Raw genomic sequence first — 17042 nt, 5'->3', positions numbered from 1 at the left:
CCTGGTAGCCCAATGACCACTATCCCGTCCGCTCAGTCTGGTGCGTTTTGATGAACATGTCCGCAGTTCCTCTGCCGGTATCCCTCTTGCTCAGAAAGCGAGTAATCCTGATATACCAATGACCACTATCCCGTCCGCTCAGTCTGGTGCGTTTTGATGAACATGTCCGCAGTTTCCTCTGCCGGTATCCCTCTTACTCAGTATTGGTTGCTTCGACACCCGGGGATATGAGCAAATGAAGGCCAAAAAAGTGCCTTGGATAGTCGGACAATGGGTGAACGCGGGAACGAAGGCCAAAAAAGTGCCTTGGATAGACGGACTATGGGTGAACGTGCGAATGAAGGCCAAAAAAGTGCCTTGGATAGACGGACAATGGGTGAACGCGGGAACGAAGGCCAAAAAAGTGCCTTGGATAGATGGACTATTGGGGAACGCACGAACGAAGGCCAAAAAAGTGCCTTGGATAGACGGACTATGGGTGAACGTGCGAATGAAGGCCAAAAAAGTGCCTTGGATAGATGGGAGATGAGAGGAAGTGCTGAGCGGAGGGGATACCGGCAAAGAGAATTGTGAGGAGGTATCGATCATTCCAAAATAGGAGTATATGAATGCAAAAGTTCTGAACGGAGGGGATACCGGCAAAGAGAATTGTGAGGAGGAATCGATCGTCTCAAAATTGGAGTATATGAATGCAAAAGTTCTGAACGGAGGGGATACCGGCAAAGAGAATTGTGAGGAGGTATCGATCGTCTCAAAATTGGAGCATATGAATGCAAAGTTCTGAGCGGAGGGGATACCGGCATAAGGGAGGATTGGGTAAGGACTCGCTGCTAAGGGACAAGGATAACAGATTGGGCCGTATAACGGCAGAGACACAACGGAATGATCGGCACCCCGGACTGGGCGCATGCATACGATGATCTATGCAAGAATGCCGAAAGGAGGGGGCACCGATACTTACGGGAGTTCAAATCGTTCTCGCGGGTGGAGACGCCCGGCAGTTGGAAGTGATTCGGCGGTTAACGGAATGGGATGCCTCGGTGACGATCGTAGGTTTCGACAGGCTGGATACTCCATTTAGCGGCGCGGTAAAAGGAGAGTGGTCGCCTGAAATTTTGGCGCAGGCGGACGCGTTGATCCTGCCCGCTGTTGGGACAGAGGACGAGGGGGTTATTCCGGCTCTGTTCACGGATTTGGAGTTGAAGCTGACCGACGCCCATCTTGCCGCGCTCCCGAAAACGAGCAAAGTCATTACCGGAATGGCTAAACCTTATTTGCGGAAGCTGTGCGAGAAGCATCATCTGGATCTCGTGGAGCTGTTCGAGCGGGACGACGTGGCCATCTATAACTCGATACCGACCGCCGAAGGCGCGTTGATGATGGCTATTCAAAATACCGATATTACGATTCACGGCTCCAACTGCATCGTTCTGGGGCTGGGGAGAACTGGTCTTACGATGGCCCGAACCTTGCAGGCACTAGGGGCGCACGTGAAGGCTGGAGTACGCCGGGACGAAGCGTTCGCCCGGGCGTTCGAGATGGGTTTCGAGCCTTTCTATATCGCTGATTTGGCGCGTCAGGCGGGGAATATCGACTTGATTTTTAACACAATTCCGACTATGATAGTCACAGCGCAAGTGATCGCCCAACTTCCCCAACGCGCATGTATTATCGACTTGGCTTCAAAGCCCGGCGGCACCGATTTTCGCTTCGCGGAGAAGCGCGGAATCAAGGCGTTGCTGGCTCCCGGATTGCCCGGGATCGTGGCTCCGAAGACAGCCGGTCGAATCATCGCGAACAGTCTGTCCCAGATCATTCTGGAAGACAACCGACTACGGGGGAATCAACCATGAACTGGCAAGGAATTACCGTTGGGTATGCGTTATCTGGTTCTCATTGTACATTGGAAGAAATCATGCCTCAAATCCAGAGATTCGTGGATGCGGGGGCCAATGTCGTTCCGATCGTATCTTCGTCGATCATGACTACGGATACGAGATTCGGAACATCCAACCACTGGCAAGACTCTTTGCGTCAAATTACCGGCAACGAAATCATATCTACGATAGTGGAAGCCGAACCGCTCGGTCCTTCGAAGCGGATCGACGTCCTGACCATCGCGCCTTGTACTGGGAATACGACAAGCAAGCTCGCCAATGCCATGACCGACGGTCCTGTACTGATGGCTGCGAAAGCCCAGATGCGCAATCAAAGACCGCTCGTTCTGGCCATATCCACGAATGATGGTTTGGGGCTGAATGCTGCGAATATCGCCAAGCTGCTCATCATGAAACATATATACTTCGTGCCGTTCGGACAGGATAATCCGATCGCGAAGCCGAATTCGCTTGTCGCTAGAATGGATCTCGTGATGGAAACATGCGAGGCCGCTCTGCAAGGCAAACAATTGCAGCCTTTGCTGATAGAGCGATACTTGAACGCTTGACACGAATGTTCGACAATTTTCCTAATGACGCTGCGTGGAACGCCGTGCAGAATGATGCAATACTTCGCGATTCTTCTCCGGAGCGGAGGAAAACGGGATGGACCTGATCGTACAGAAATTCGGTGGGACGTCGCTGTCCGACGATCAAAGTCGGCGCCACGTCCTCCGTCATATTATCCGGGAGCTTGAGGCCGGCAATCAGCTTGTTGTTGTCGTCTCGGCCATGGGAAGAAGCGGGGATCCGTACGCGACGGATTCGCTTCTCGACTTGATTAGAGGTCGCGGCGATGCACTGCCGCCGCGCGAAAGGGATTTGCTGCTCTCCTGTGGCGAACTCATATCCGCGGCCGTTCTTTGCAATCTTCTCCAAGCCGAAGGCTTTCCTTCCGTCGTCTTGACGGGAGGACAGGCAGGAATAAGGACGGACGACCATTACGGATCCGCCCGCATCTTGGAAATAAACGGCGAGCGGATTCGCAAGCATCTGTCGGCTCGCGAGGTCGTCATCGTAACCGGTTTCCAAGGCATGACCCGGGACGGAGAGGTGACGACGCTCGGACGCGGAGGAAGTGACACGTCGGCGACGGCGCTAGGCGTCGCGTTAAAGGCGAATATCGTCGATATTTATACCGACGTCGACGGAATTCTTACGGCCGACCCTCGATGGGTGAGCGATGCCCGTCCGCTGACGGCCGTCAGTTATGAGGAAATATGCAATATGGCTCAGAACGGCGCCAAAGTCATTCATCCGAGAGCGGTCGAGATCGCCATGAAGGCGGGCGTACCGGTAAGAGTGCGTTCGACGTTCTCGGATAGCGAAGGCACGCTCGTTACGAACGCGCAAGCTTTGCGAAGCCAAGGCATATGGTATGATAGAACCGTGACGGGGCTAGCCCACGTCAAGAACGTGACTCAGTTGTCCGTCGTGAATCATGACGGTCCGGCCGATCTGCAATTGCGCGTGTTTCGCGCGATGGCTTCTCACGGAATAAGCGTGGACTTCATTAACGTAATGCCGACAGGCGTGCATTATACCGTATCCGATTCGGACGCTCCGCTTGCGGTGCGTCTGCTCGCGGAACTAGGCTTCGAGCCCCAAGTAAGGAGGGGCTGTGCCAAAGTATCCGTCATCGGCGGCGGCATGAACGGCGAGCCGGGCGTCATGGCCGTTATCGTCGAAGCGTTGACGGCGGCTGGCATCCCGATCCTGCAATCGGCGGATTCCAATACGACAATCTGGGTGCTGATCTCCGAGACAGATTTGGCCGAAGCGCTGCAGGCGCTGCATTCGGCATTCGGGCTGCACCTTACTCCTAATAGGAGAAATATAGAGGAGGAAGTAGGATTATGAGTTTCGGTCGTTTAATTACAGCAATGGTGACACCGTTCGACGAACAATTAAATATCGACTGGGATCGGACAGCGAAATTAATCGATTATTTGATCGATGAGCAAAAATCCGACAGCCTTGTCGTCTCTGGAACGACCGGCGAATCTCCGACGTTGACGGACGACGAGAAGGTAGAATTGTTCAAATTCGCGGTCAAACACGCGGCCGGCCGTTGTAAAATCATTGCTGGAGCAGGAAGCAACGAGACGGCTCACTCCGTTCATCTGACCCGAAAAGCCGAACAAGCGGGCGTAGATGGCATCTTGCTCGTCGCTCCTTATTACAATAAGCCTTCTCAAGAGGGGATTTATCAGCATTTCCGCACGATAGCCGAAGCGACTACGCTACCGGTTATTTTGTATAACGTTCCTTCCCGGACCGTCGTCAGCATGTCCGTGGAAACGACACTTCGCTTGGCGCAAATTCCGAATATTGTCGCCACGAAGGAGTGCGCGTCATTGGAACAAATGACGGAGATTGTCGCAGGCGCTCCGGAAGGATTCGTCCTCTACACTGGGGATGATGGGGTTACGCTGCCGACGTTGTCCGTTGGCGGATATGGCGTGATCAGCGTTGCCAGCCATATCGTAGGAGCGCAGATGAAAGATTTGATCTTCGCTTACCTCGAAGGTAGAGTGCAAGACGCAACAGCAATCAATGCCAAGCTGTTCCCTGTATTTAAAGGATTGTTCAGCTGTCCGCATCCGGTGCCGAATCCGGTTGCCGTGAAGTATGCGCTGACACTGCGCGGGATCCCGGTAGGCGAAGTCCGTCTCCCTCTCGTGCCCGCCAGCGAAGGGGAAGCTGCATTTATACAAAACCTACTAAAAGCGTATTGACGAGGCTATTAGGTGGCTCCGGCTCGTCCGGATCGAACCGGTGCCCTCAGGGCATCGGTTTTTCATACATATAACCGATCTTGTTTTTCCCGAATTGCTTCATGTATAATGATTGAGAGTGATTGGGTGCGGCAAATAAATTATGGCAAATTGAAAATTTCATATCGATCGGGTGCGTCGATTGGATCTAGGAGGTACTAGATAGTGTCAAAGAAGAACAACCAAGACAAATTACTGATTTTCGCGCTCGGTGGCGTTGGCGAAATCGGAAAAAACATGTATTGCATCCAGTATGGCAACGACATCGTAGTCGTTGACTCTGGATTGAAATTCCCGGAAGAAGAGATGCTCGGCATCGACGTCGTTATCCCGGACATTGCCTACTTGTTGGAGAATCGCGACAAAGTGCGCGCCATTCTGCTTACGCACGGACATGAGGACCACATTGGCGGTCTTCCTTACGTGCTCAAGCAATTGAACATACCGATCTACGGAACGAAGCTTACGTTAGGATTGGTGGAAAACAAGCTGAAGGAAGCGGGATTGCTAGGGGATACGAAACGCCATTTGATCAATGAAGATTCGGAACTGACTTTCGGAACGATCAAAGCGAGCTTTTTCCGTACGAACCACAGTATTCCGGATTCCGTGGGCGTATGCCTGGAAACGCCGGAAGGCAACGTCGTGCATACGGGGGATTTCAAGTTCGACCATACGCCGGTGAACGACCAGTATGCAGATTTGCAGAAAATGGCCGAGATCGGCAGCCGCGGGGTACTTGCTCTGCTGTCCGACAGTACGAACGCGGAACGTCCGGGTTACACGCCGTCCGAGAGCAATATCGGCAAGGAGTTCGAATCCTTGTTCCGCAGCGCGAAGCAACGCGTCGTTGTAGCGACTTTCGCCTCGAACGTGCACCGCATTCAGCAAGTTATTAACGCGGCCGCGGAGACGCGCCGCAAAATGACGGTAATCGGCAGAAGCATGGTTAACGTCGTAAGCATTGCCTCGGAGCTCGGATATCTGAACATTCCGGAAGGCATGCTGATCGAACCGGAGGAAGTGAACAAGCTTCCAGCTGATCGCGTTGTCATCTTGTCAACCGGCAGTCAGGGAGAGCCGATGTCGGCGCTTACCCGGATGGCTCGCTCCACGCATCGCAAGGTGGACATTCTGCCAGGCGATACCGTCATTATCGCCGCGACTCCGATTCCAGGCAATGAGCGGTATGTCGGACGAACAGTAGACGAATTAATGCGTCTAGGTGCAAGCGTTATCTACGGCCCAGGCTCGGTGTCCGGCGTTCACGTATCCGGTCACGGCAGCCAGGAAGAGCTTAAGCTGATGCTTAACCTGATGCGTCCGGAGTATTTTATCCCGATTCACGGAGAATACCGGATGCTTCGTCACCATGGATTGCTTGGCGAACAAGTCGGCATTCCGAAGGAAAATATTTTCCTGCTCGACAACGGGGACACGGTAGAGATTCAGAACGGGGTTGCCCGCAAGGGGGGCAAAGTTTCCTCCGGGAACGTTCTGATCGACGGCCTCGGCGTCGGAGACGTCGGCAACATCGTGCTTCGCGACCGCAAGCTGCTTTCCCAAGACGGCATTCTCGTCGTTGTCGTGACGTTGAGCAAGCAAGATGGAACGATCATGTCCGGACCGGATATCATCTCCAGAGGTTTCGTGTACGTTCGGGAGTCGGAAGGCCTTCTTGAAGAAGCTAACCGGATCGTAACGAACACGCTGCATAAGCTGATGAACGACAACGTAAACGAATGGGCATCGCTCAAGACGAACGTGAAGGACGCGCTTGGCAGATTCCTCTACGAACAAACGAGAAGAAGACCGATGATCTTGCCGATCATCATGGAAGTATAGTATAGAAAAACAAACCCACACTCATCTAAAACCGTTTTCCACCGCTGTGCGGTCGGAATGCGGTTTTTTTTATGCAAAAGGCCCATACTATGTCACACCGTCAACATAGCAGGAGGTCTGATTATGAGCGATAAAGAAAAACCGGAAGAGACGTCGGAACAACCCGCACCGTCGGAAGAAGGGAACAAAGCGGAATCGATCGTCCAGCTTGGGCAAGCATCGGTACCAGCTCCGGAAAGTAATATATTCTGCCTGACGATCATCGGACAGATCGAAGGCCACCTGGTACTGCCGCCTCAGAACAAAACGACGAAATACGAGCATGTCATCCCTCTACTCGTCGCCGCGGAACAGAACGCCAAGGTGGAAGGGCTGCTTATCGTGCTCAACACGGTCGGAGGAGACGTCGAGGCAGGCCTCGCGATCGCGGAGATGATCGCCTCGCTGACGAAACCGACCGTCACCCTTGTCCTGGGAGGAGGCCATTCAATCGGCGTTCCGATTGCGGTATCGGCGAATTATTCGCTCATTGCCGAGACGGCGACGATGACGATTCATCCGATTCGAATGAACGGGCTCGTGATCGGCGTGCCGCAGACTTTCGATTACTTGGAAAAAATGCAGGAGAGAGTGACCCGATTTGTGACCAGGCATTCCAAAGTTTCGGCGGAAACGTTTAAGACGCTGATGTTCAAAACCGGGGAGTTGACCCGGGACATCGGTACGACGGTCATAGGCTCCGACGCGGTCAAACACGGCTTGATCGATGCGGTCGGCGGCGTCGGCGACGCGTTGCGGGAATTGAACCGGAGAATCAATACACGTAAATCCGGGGCTCAGGAAGGAGCGGATGGCGCATGACGCTCTATACCGCCATGCCGCTCGAACTCGTGCTCGACGGAATTCAGAACGAACCCGAACCTGCCATTCTGGCGACGATAAATGGAATGACCATGCAGCTTGCACCTGTCGCGCCCGGCATCGGGCGGATCGTCAGACTGATCTCGGCTCCGCTCGACCGCTATTTAATGCCGGAATACGCGCCCGGCCAAATGATTAGTTACCACCCCTCCCCGGAACATATCGCAACGGTGATATCTTCGGGACTCGGGACTTGAGCCGCGATAGCCATGCCAACCTCCCGTCAACTGTGATATAATGTTGAACCGGGAGGTGGCAAATTTGGCCAAGCGCAAGAAGAAGCGGGCTCCGTTCGCAACGGGCCTGAAATACGAAATATACGGCATTTTACTTATCACGATCTCCGTCATTGCCATCTCCGGAGAGGCCGCCGTCGGCCGCTCGCTATCCAAGCTATTCGGATTTCTATTAGGCAAACATTATTATTTCCTGGCGTTAGCCGGCATCTGGGTCGGCCTGTACGTCATGATGAAACGCAGTTGGCCGCGCGGCTGGACTTCGAGGCGTTCGGGTTACGTGCTCGTCGCGCTTGTTGCAACGCTGTGGAGCGCAATGGCCGCGATCGATAACAGTCTTGGCGTTATGGATTCGGTAACGCCCGCGAGCATAGTGAATCAGACGATGGCTCAATTAAAAGAAATGCTATGGCAAGCTCCGAGCGCGACCAACATTAAAGTGTTTAACGCCGATGTCGGCGGCGGGATCGTCGGAGCGTTGCAATATTCTGTTCTTTACTGGCTTTTCGGTTATTACGGCGCCAAGTTCGTGCTGATTATCGAGATCGCGATCGCGATTATGCTGGTTACGAATCGTTCGTATGTGGAAATCGGAAGATCAATTCGGTTGTTCCTGCTAAGAATGATGCCCCTGCTTGCGGCACGGTTTTCTTCGGGACGCAAACTCCTGTCGGTGAAGATCGTTCCCGTGAACGGCTCGGGCAAGAAGGGTAAGACGAAGCAGCCGGAAGTTCTTGCGGATGCGACCTTGCCGGAGGATGACGGAATGGACGATCCTTCGTTTATTCCGGCCCGGCGCAAGACGCCGCTATTTTTCCAATTATTCCATGGTCAACAGGATCGGGAATTCCCTTCCGCGCAAGACGAGCAATGGGAAGAAGATGAAGCGGGCGATTATTCGGGCAAGGCGTCGCCTGACAGGAAATCGCGCGAAGAACCGGCCGAATACCGGGAACAGACGATGGAAGCGGAACTTCCTCCGAACGTCGGACAAGACGATGATAACGATCCGGAGGGTCCGGATGAGTACATACCTCGATTTACGGACTTCTCTGCTCAGACGTACGAAGATTCCGATCGCGAAACGGATATCGATTCCGCCGGCGATCCCGACTCCGATGCTGAAGGCGAATGGGACGGACAAGAACGAATGATGGCGATACCCGGAGCGGAATTACCGCTCTCCGATAAACGCGATGCCGATCCGGAAGAGGATATGGAGCTGCCAACGGATGGTGAACAGGTTGCGCTACCGGAAGCGACTGCCGCGCCGAAACCGGTCCGCAAAGTTCAGAAGCCTTATAAACTGCCTGCTGTGAACTTGTTAGACAAACCGAGCGGAAACAATAAATCCGGCAACCCGGCAGATTATATGAATACCGCTAGGAAGCTGGAAGCAACCCTCGAAAGCTTCGGCGTACGAGCTAAAGTGCTGGACGTAGCGAGAGGGCCAGCCGTTACCCGCTACGAACTGCAACCGGACGTAGGCGTGAAAGTAAGCCGTATCGTCAGTCTGACCGACGATATCGCTCTGGCGCTCGCCGCCAAAGACATTCGTATGGAAGCCCCGATACCGGGCAAATCCGCGATCGGCATCGAGGTTCCGAACAACGAGGTCAGCGTCGTGACGCTGCGGGAAGTGTTGGAGACGCAACCGTTTCAGGATTCGCAGGCCAAGCTGACGATCGCGTTCGGACGAGATATTTCCGGGCAGCCGATCGTGGGCAACTTGGCTAGAATGCCGCACTTACTCGTCGCAGGGGCGACGGGTTCGGGGAAATCCGTCTGCATCAACGGAATCATAACGAGTCTGCTTTACAAAGCGAAGCCCGAGGAAGTCAAATTTCTCATGATCGACCCGAAGATGGTGGAACTGAACGTTTACAATGGGATTCCGCATTTGCTGGCGCCCGTCGTTACAGATCCGAAGCGCGCTTCACTCGCGCTGAAAAAGATCGTCGTGGAGATGGAGAAAAGATACGAGAAATTCTCGAAGTCGGGAACGAGAAATATCGAAGGGTACAACGCCTTGATGATGAGCGGCAACAATCCAGATGCCGTTCTGCCTTATATCGTCGTGATCGTAGACGAGCTTGCCGATCTGATGATGGTCGCGGCGAACGATGTGGAGGATGCGATCTGCCGTCTCGCGCAAATGGCGCGGGCATCGGGCATCCATCTGATCATCGCGACGCAGCGGCCTTCGGTCGACGTCATTACAGGTGTCATCAAAGCGAACATTCCGAGCCGGATCGCGTTCGGCGTATCGTCGCAAGTCGACTCCCGTACGATTCTGGATATGGTCGGCGCGGAGAAGCTGCTCGGCAGAGGGGACATGCTATTCCTGCCGATGGGCGCATCCAAGCCGATCCGGGTTCAAGGGGCGTTCTTGTCCGACGGGGAAGTGGAGGCCGTCGTGGGTTATTGCCGCGGCCAAGCGGAAGCGGAATACAACGAGGAGCTAGTGCCCGAAGTAGACGATAGCGCCAGCGAGGCCTCGGAAGAAATGCTGGACGAGCTGTTCGATCAGGCGGTCCAGATCGTACTTGATGCGAAGCAAGCTTCCGTATCTCTGCTTCAGAGGCGTATGCGCATCGGTTACACGCGCGCTGCGAGGCTGATCGACTCCATGGAGGCCAAAGGTGTCGTCGGGCCTTACGAGGGCAGCAAACCTCGCGAGGTATTGATGACAATGGAACAGTACCAGCAGCGGATTCCATCATAACGAAACTCGCCGTCCTAATCAGGACGGCGAGTTTTGTATTTAAGGCCAACAAACAGATGATTTGGGTATAAGAGCCTCCCGCCTTTCTCATACTAACGGTCGAAGACTAACATGGACCAAGAAAGGCGTGACTTACGTGAGTTACCGTCTCGTGATTTTAACCGTATGCGTCGTTTTCGGCTTGCTTGGGTTATATACGTTGCAGCATCACAATCAAACCCGGGAAACGTTCAGCAACGCTATCCTTAAAGAAGGCTCGTCGGGCAAAGATATCTACGAATTGCAAGGCCGGCTTAAGGCGCTCGGCTATTACGACGGCAAAGTAGACGGCGACTTCGGCGCGAAAACGAAAAACGCGGTCACCTGGTTTCAGTGGAAGTTCGGCATGAAGTCGGACGGCATCGTCGGGGCGAAAACAAAGCTGAAGCTGTGGCAGGCGACGAAAAGCTGGAAGCCGACAGCGGAGGAATTGCCGCAGACGTCCGGAGGCGGCAATGCGGGAGCCGGGGGCAAGCCCACGAATGAAAGCAATAATCTCCCCGCATCGAATAACCTCGGTTTCACCGATAAGGACATGAAGATGATGGCTAATGCGGTGTACGGAGAATCCCGCGGGGAACCGTACGAAGGTCAGGTAGCTGTAGCGGCCGTCATCCTGAATCGCGTGAAGTCGCCGGAATTTCCGAACACGCCGACGGGAGTCATCTTCCAGCCGGGAGCCTTCACGGCCGTAGCGGACGGACAAATCTGGCTGACCCCGAACGATAGTGCGCTCAAAGCGGTCAAAGACGCCATGAGCGGATGGGATCCGAGCGACGGCTGTCTATATTATTTCAATCCGGAAACGGCGACGTCGAAGTGGATTTGGACCCGTCCTCAATATAAAACGATCGGTAAACATATTTTTTGTAGGTAACTGTGGAGGCAACCAACCGACGTCCTTTCGACGGGGCGCGGTTGGTTGCCTGTATTTTGGGACGTTTCGCAGCCTACCCGCATTTGCTTCCGGTTCGTCCAATCGGTTAGAATGGGGCTGAAATGCCAAGAAATAACTTTTGCGATGTGACTCTACTTAAAGGAGCATGAGATGATGTCCGAACAGTTCCAGAGAGGAACATTGGGGCGAATGCGCCTGCACGTGCTTCCGACGAAACGCTTCAAAACGTTCGCCTTGTCGTTATTCGCGGGCGTGCCGTTAACAGAAGAGAAGGTGACCTCGGTTGCCTTGGCCCCGTTCGTGCTAAGGCGCGGTACCCAAAGCTTCCCCGAAACGATATCGTTCCGCGAACGGCTCGACGACCTGTATGGAGCCGGTTTCGGCTTCGACCTGTATAAGAGGGGCGATCACCAGATCGTTCAGTTCCGGCTCGATATGATCAACGACCGCTTTGTCTCGTCTTCTGATTCTTTGCTCGGAGAAGCACTGTCCTTCTTGGGCGAAGTGCTTACATCGCCCGCGTTGGAAGATGGCAAATTCCGTTCCAAGTACGTAGAAGCCGAGAAAACGACGATCTCCAAGAGAATCGAAGCGATCATCAACGATAAAATCCGCTATGCCGCCGAACGCTGCGTCGAAGAAATGTGCAAAGACGAACCGTTCCGGCTTCTGGCGCTTGGACGCAAGGACCAACTGGCCGAATTGAACGCCGACAAGCTCTATCAAGCTTATCGGCAATGGCTGCAGGAGGCTTCTTTCGACTTGTACGTATCAGGTGATACGACTTTGGAAGAAGTGCAGGCTCTTGTTGAGAAGTCGTTCCGGCTTCCGACCGGAGAACCATCGCGTTATGCGCCGCCGTCGCTTAGACCCGCGCGTTCCGAAGTGCAGACGATCGTCGAGCGCATGGACGTCGGTCAAGGCAAGCTGAATATGGGCCTTCGCGTCGGTGAAACCTACGGGAGCGACAAATACGCCTCTTTGCTCGTTTATAACGGGCTTTTGGGCGGATTCCCGCATTCCAAGCTGTTCATGAACGTGCGTGAAAAGGCAAGCCTTGCTTATTATGCTTCATCCCGTCTTGACGGACATAAAGGGATATTGACCTTGCAATCCGGTATCGAGACTGCCAATTACGAGAAAGCGGTTAAGATTATGCGTGAACAGCTCGACGCGATGAAAGCCGGACAATTCGAGGCGGATGATCTCCGCCGGACGCAAGCGATGATCGGCGGCCAGTTGCGCGAGCTTCAGGATTCGGCGTTCGAGCGGATCGCATTCGACTTCAGCAACGTAATGTCCGGAGCGGAACGTACGGGAGACAGCTTTATTGCCGAGATTCAGGCCGTTACGCCGGAGATGGTTACCGCGGTCGCGCAAGGCGTAGAGCTGGACACCATCTATTTCTTGCGAGATCGGAAGGAGGAAAGCTAAGATGGCGACGACATCTTATCCGAAGTTGCAGGAGACGTTGTGGCACGAGAAGCTGGATAATGGGCTGGAAGTGTTTATTCTACCGAAGCCGGGATTTACGAAAACGTATGCCACGTTCACGTCTCGATATGGCAGCGTGGACAATCATTTTACGAGACCGGACGGAACGACGATCAAGGTGCCGGACGGAATCGCCCATTTCCTCGAGCACAAAATGTTCGAAGAGCCCGAAGGAGACATTTTCTCGCAATTCGCATCCCAAGGCGCTTCAGCTAATGCCTATACGAGCTTCGACCGAACGGTATATTTGTTCACGGCGACGCACGAAGTGGATGCGAATTTGGACACGTTGCTTCACTTCGTCCAAAATCCGTATTTCACGGACGAGAATGTGGAGAAGGAGAAGGGCATCATCGTCCAGGAGATCGATATGTACCGCGACAATCCGGATTGGCGCGTGTATTTCGGCCTGATCGAGGCGATGTATTCGCGTCATCCCGTCCATATCGATATCGCGGGAACGGCGGATTCTGTCCGCTCGATTACGAAAGAAATGCTGTACGATTGCTATAACACGTTCTACCATCCGTCGAACATGACTTTGTTCGTCGTCGGAGGCGTCGACCCCGAGGCTACGTTGGAGCGCGTCAAACGCGATCAAGCGGCGAAAACATTCGCTCCAGGCGGAGAGATCAAACGGTTGTTTGAGGCGGAGCCGCCGCAGGTGAAGGACAAAAGAAAGGAATTAAGCTTGCCGGTATCCCTTCCGAAATGTTTGTTCGGATTCAAGGAGGAATCGTACGAGGGCGAAGACCCCGTGCGCCGAGAACTGACGACGAAGTTGGCGCTCGAAGCCGTTCTCGGCTCGAGTTCTCCGTTGTACCAGCAGTTATATGACGACAATCTGATCTCGGACGGTTTCGGACACGAATACAATACGGGTCCGGGTTATTCGTTCTCGATGATCGGCGGCGAGACGAGAGATCCAGACGAGTTGGCGGCCAGAGTCAGCCAAGCGCTGTACGATGCGGCAAAGAACGGAATTTCCTCTGAGGTTTTCGAACGGACCCGCCGCAAAAAAATCGGAGCGTTCCTGCGTATGATGAACAGCCCCGAAGCGATCGCCAGTGAATTTACGCGTTACCGGCACAAAGGCGGCGATCTGTTCAAGGTCGTTGAATTGTACGAAAGCTTGACGCCGGACGAGATTAACGAACGGCTTAAAGAGCACGCCGACCCAGACCGGCTCGCGATCTCCATCGTAAGAAGCGGGACGGCTTGAAACGCGTCGCGCTCGTAACCGGCGCCTCCCGCGGCATCGGAGCCGCGGTGGCCCGGCAATTGGCTGCGGACGGCGCCGACGTAGCCATCCAATACAACGCGGCGGCGGAGGCAGCCGAGACGGTAGCCGAGGCGTGCAGGAGCTTCGGGAGCCAAGCGGTCGCCGTACAGGCGGATCTTCGCGGCAAATCATCGGCCATGGCGCTTAAGCAACGTTTGGACGATCTGGAGTGGTCGCCCGATATCGTCGTTCACTGCGCGGGCATGGCGCATTACAATCTGCTGGAGGATACCGACGAGCAGATATGGGACGATCTAATGCACGTCAATTTGAAGGGCGCTTATTATTTGGCCCAATGGTTCGGCCCGGCAATGAGATGGCGCAGATGGGGGAGATTCGTGCTTCTGTCTAGCATCTGGGGCGAGGTCGGGGCTTCCGGCGAAGCGGCGTACGCCGCTTCCAAAGGCGGCCTGAACGCTCTGGCGAAGTCGCTGGCCAAAGAATGGGCCTCATCATTCATTACCGTCAACGCGGTTAGTCCCGGGGCGATCGATACAGATATGCTGGCCGATCTTGACGCCGACGATCGCTTGCGACTGTGCGGGGAGATCCCGGCCGGACGGCTCGGGCGATCCGAGGAAGTCGCTCAGTTGGTCCGCTTCCTTGTCTCGGAAAAAGCGGGATACGTCACGGGGCAGACGCTCAGTCTGAACGGCGGATGGCATATGTGACCCCGTTTCCGGCCGCATACATACGTTTGATTACGGACATATTAGCGTTGAGCTTATTTTAACCCAACACCGCTAGGAGGCTGCTCAATGTCAACCGTACTCAACAATTTCGACACCTGGAAAAAGTTCTTGGGCGATCGAGTAGAAGCGGCTAAGAAACTTGGCATTAATGAGGAAGCCATCTCTAAGCTCGCTTATGAGATCGGAGAATTTCTCGGCCAGAAGGTCGACCCGAAAAACGACGAGCAAAGAGTTCTGAAAGAACTCTGGGATGTCGGAGACGAAGCGGATCGCAAGACGATGGCGCGCCTGATGGTGAAGCTCGCGGATAGCAGCAATTAAGCTGCAGTGTTAAGGAAAGCCTCCATGCGGAGGCTTTCTGTCCATCTGCGGCCTTTTTAAACTTTATAGGACTTTTGGAGTAATAATTTGTTTTATTTTGCAGGATAATGAGGAGCGTTGTAGAATAAAAGAGAAGGGCGTTAAAAACGGAAAGCCATTTCTAACTCATAACATAATCGGCATATTTTTCCGTAATTCGAACGAGGTGCAAGATGGAACCCAAACAATGGTACATGGAGTACAAGATTCACAAAAATCGCCCCGGTTTGCTCGGCGATATCGCTTCATTGCTTGGGATGCTGGAAGTGAACATTCTTACGATCAACGGAGTGGAAGACCGTACGCGCGGAATGCTCTTGCAAACCGACGATGAAGAGAAAATCGAACTGCTCGGCAAGATGCTCCGCAAAGTCGAGAACATTACGGTCGTGACGCTTCGCCCGCCTCGTCTGACGGACATTTTGGCCGTCCGGCACGGCCGGTATATCGAGCGAGATTCCGACGATAGGAAGACGTTCCGCTTCACCCGCGACGAATTAGGCCTATTGGTCGATTTTTTGGGCGAATTGTTCAAGAAAGAAGGCAATCAAACGATCGGCCTTCGCGGCATGCCGCGGGTAGGCAAGACGGAATCGATTATCGCGGGAAGCGTATGCTCCAACAAGCGTTGGGCTTTCGTCTCTTCGACGTTGCTGCGCCAAACCGTAAGAAGCCAATTATCGGAAGAGGAAATGAATCCGAACAACGTCTTTATTATCGACGGGATCGTCAGTACGATCCGCTCCAACGAGAAGCATTACGCGTTGCTCCAGGAGATCATGGCCATGCCTTCGACGAAGGTGATCGAACATCCGGACATATTCGTAAGGGAGTCCAATTACGATTACGATTTGTTCGATTGCATCGTGGAACTGCGCAATACGCCCGACGAGGAAATCACTTACGAGAAATTCACGACGGCGGGTCTAAACGATGAATTCTAAGCTACATACCGAGAAAGTAGCACTGCCGGGAGGTGAAAAAAACATGTCCGATCTGGGCGATCTGCTTCGCAAGGCGCGCGAGCAGCGCGGTTATACGCTCGACGATATTCAAGAGTACACCAAAATACGCAAACGTTACCTGGAAGCGATCGAGTCTGGTGATTATAAAGTACTGCCAGGATCCTTTTATGTGCGTGCTTTCGTTAAAACGTACGCGGAAACGGTCGGTCTGGACGCGGAGGAGGTGCTTCGTCTTTATCACAAGGAACTGCCGCAGCCACCGTCGATCGAAACGATCATCGCGGACCCGAAGATCAAACCGAGAAGAAGAAGCGTGCAGCATAACGACCGTTGGGGCAAAGCCGCCGTATCGATGCTGATGTGGGCTTTTCCTATTTTGATCATAGCAGTCATTTATGTTTATTGGACGAATAACAAAGAACCCGACGCGAGAGAACTGAATTCCAAACCGCCGATATCCACGGAGTCGGCTACGGTGTCCCCTTCAGACGAAATTCCGAGCATGACCCCTTCGGAAACCGCCCCTCCGTCGCCTTCCGAGAGCTCGGTTACGCTGACGTTCAGGGAGAAAAAGGGCAACGTTAATTACTACGACGTGACCCCCGCAGAAGGACACCAATTAAAACTCGACGTGACCGGCAAAGTCTGGTTTGAAGTTCGGGAGAACAACCGAAACGGGAAAACGCGGCTCTCCAAGAGCACGACCAAACCGGAAGTATTTACGTTCGACTTGGATATGCCGTTATACGTAAACGTAGGCCGTACCGATCAGGTGACATTCTACGTGGATGACGCAACATTCGACGACGGCAACTCGGCGGGATCGTCAAAATACATTTTTACTCCAATAGCCGAACAGCCGCAATAAGCG

Annotated in this window: 16 protein-coding genes; all 16 read left to right on the top strand. The window is 53.8% G+C overall.

Going from position 1 to position 17042, the window contains the following annotated elements:
- Positions 1–235 precede the first annotated feature (235 nt).
- The gene (locus tag FPZ45_RS17715; protein ID WP_144704835.1) at positions 236–529 is read left to right on the top strand and encodes a hypothetical protein; all 294 of its coding nucleotides are present in this window, start codon (positions 236–238) and stop codon (positions 527–529) included.
- A gap of 424 nt (positions 530–953) precedes the next feature.
- On the top strand, positions 954–1853 hold the full coding sequence (gene dpsA, locus FPZ45_RS17710; RefSeq protein WP_144705139.1) for a dipicolinate synthase subunit DpsA: 900 nt from the start codon (positions 954–956) through the stop codon (positions 1851–1853).
- Positions 1850–2446 (top strand): dipicolinate synthase subunit B, encoded by a 597-nt coding sequence (locus FPZ45_RS17705; RefSeq protein WP_144704832.1) that lies wholly within the window; start codon positions 1850–1852, stop codon positions 2444–2446. The genes dpsA and FPZ45_RS17705 overlap by 4 nt, the downstream gene beginning before the upstream one ends.
- 97 nt (positions 2447–2543) lie before the next feature.
- Positions 2544–3797 carry an aspartate kinase gene (gene dapG, locus FPZ45_RS17700; RefSeq protein ID WP_144704829.1) on the top strand — a complete coding sequence of 418 codons (1254 nt, stop codon included), beginning with the start codon at positions 2544–2546 and terminating at the stop codon, positions 3795–3797.
- A complete protein-coding gene (gene dapA, locus FPZ45_RS17695) occupies positions 3794–4675 on the top strand; it encodes a 4-hydroxy-tetrahydrodipicolinate synthase (protein ID WP_144704826.1) in 882 nt (293 codons plus the stop codon). The genes dapG and dapA overlap by 4 nt, the downstream gene beginning before the upstream one ends.
- 204 nt (positions 4676–4879) lie before the next feature.
- Positions 4880–6559: a ribonuclease J gene (locus tag FPZ45_RS17690; protein WP_144704823.1), complete on the top strand. Its 1680-nt coding sequence runs from the start codon at positions 4880–4882 to the stop codon at positions 6557–6559.
- A 123-nt stretch (positions 6560–6682) separates the two neighbouring features.
- Complete coding sequence (locus FPZ45_RS17685) at positions 6683–7420, top strand: ClpP family protease (protein WP_144704820.1); 738 nt, start codon at positions 6683–6685, stop codon at positions 7418–7420.
- A complete protein-coding gene (locus FPZ45_RS17680; protein WP_144704817.1) occupies positions 7417–7677 on the top strand; it encodes a YlzJ-like family protein in 261 nt (86 codons plus the stop codon). Before FPZ45_RS17685 ends, FPZ45_RS17680 begins: the two co-directional genes overlap by 4 nt.
- Before the next feature lie 64 nt (positions 7678–7741).
- On the top strand, positions 7742–10441 hold the full coding sequence (locus tag FPZ45_RS17675) for an FtsK/SpoIIIE family DNA translocase (RefSeq protein WP_144704814.1): 2700 nt from the start codon (positions 7742–7744) through the stop codon (positions 10439–10441).
- Positions 10442–10577: 136 nt separating this feature from the next.
- Positions 10578–11357 (top strand): spore cortex-lytic enzyme, encoded by a 780-nt coding sequence (gene sleB, locus FPZ45_RS17670; RefSeq protein WP_144704811.1) that lies wholly within the window; start codon positions 10578–10580, stop codon positions 11355–11357.
- 171 nt (positions 11358–11528) lie between these two features.
- A complete protein-coding gene (gene yfmF / locus FPZ45_RS17665; RefSeq protein ID WP_144704808.1) occupies positions 11529–12812 on the top strand; it encodes an EF-P 5-aminopentanol modification-associated protein YfmF in 1284 nt (427 codons plus the stop codon).
- Between the two features lies 1 nt (position 12813).
- Positions 12814–14094, top strand: coding sequence for an EF-P 5-aminopentanol modification-associated protein YfmH (yfmH, locus tag FPZ45_RS17660; RefSeq protein WP_144704806.1), 1281 nt, complete (start codon positions 12814–12816; stop codon positions 14092–14094).
- Positions 14091–14825 (top strand): elongation factor P 5-aminopentanone reductase, encoded by a 735-nt coding sequence (gene ymfI, locus FPZ45_RS17655; protein WP_144704803.1) that lies wholly within the window; start codon positions 14091–14093, stop codon positions 14823–14825. The genes yfmH and ymfI overlap by 4 nt, the downstream gene beginning before the upstream one ends.
- A gap of 87 nt (positions 14826–14912) precedes the next feature.
- A complete protein-coding gene (locus FPZ45_RS17650) occupies positions 14913–15167 on the top strand; it encodes a DUF3243 domain-containing protein (RefSeq protein ID WP_144704801.1) in 255 nt (84 codons plus the stop codon).
- Between the two features lie 212 nt (positions 15168–15379).
- Positions 15380–16150, top strand: coding sequence for a DUF3388 domain-containing protein (locus tag FPZ45_RS17645; RefSeq protein WP_144704799.1), 771 nt, complete (start codon positions 15380–15382; stop codon positions 16148–16150).
- The gene (locus FPZ45_RS17640; RefSeq protein ID WP_246120487.1) at positions 16140–17039 is read left to right on the top strand and encodes a RodZ domain-containing protein; all 900 of its coding nucleotides are present in this window, start codon (positions 16140–16142) and stop codon (positions 17037–17039) included. Before FPZ45_RS17645 ends, FPZ45_RS17640 begins: the two co-directional genes overlap by 11 nt.
- The last annotated feature ends 3 nt before the right edge of the window (positions 17040–17042 follow it).

This window comes from Cohnella terricola (assembly GCF_007786475.1).
In the GTDB taxonomy this organism is placed as follows: Bacteria; Bacillota; Bacilli; order Paenibacillales; family Paenibacillaceae; genus Cohnella; species Cohnella terricola.
This window is presented reverse-complemented; position numbering and strand designations above follow the sequence as displayed.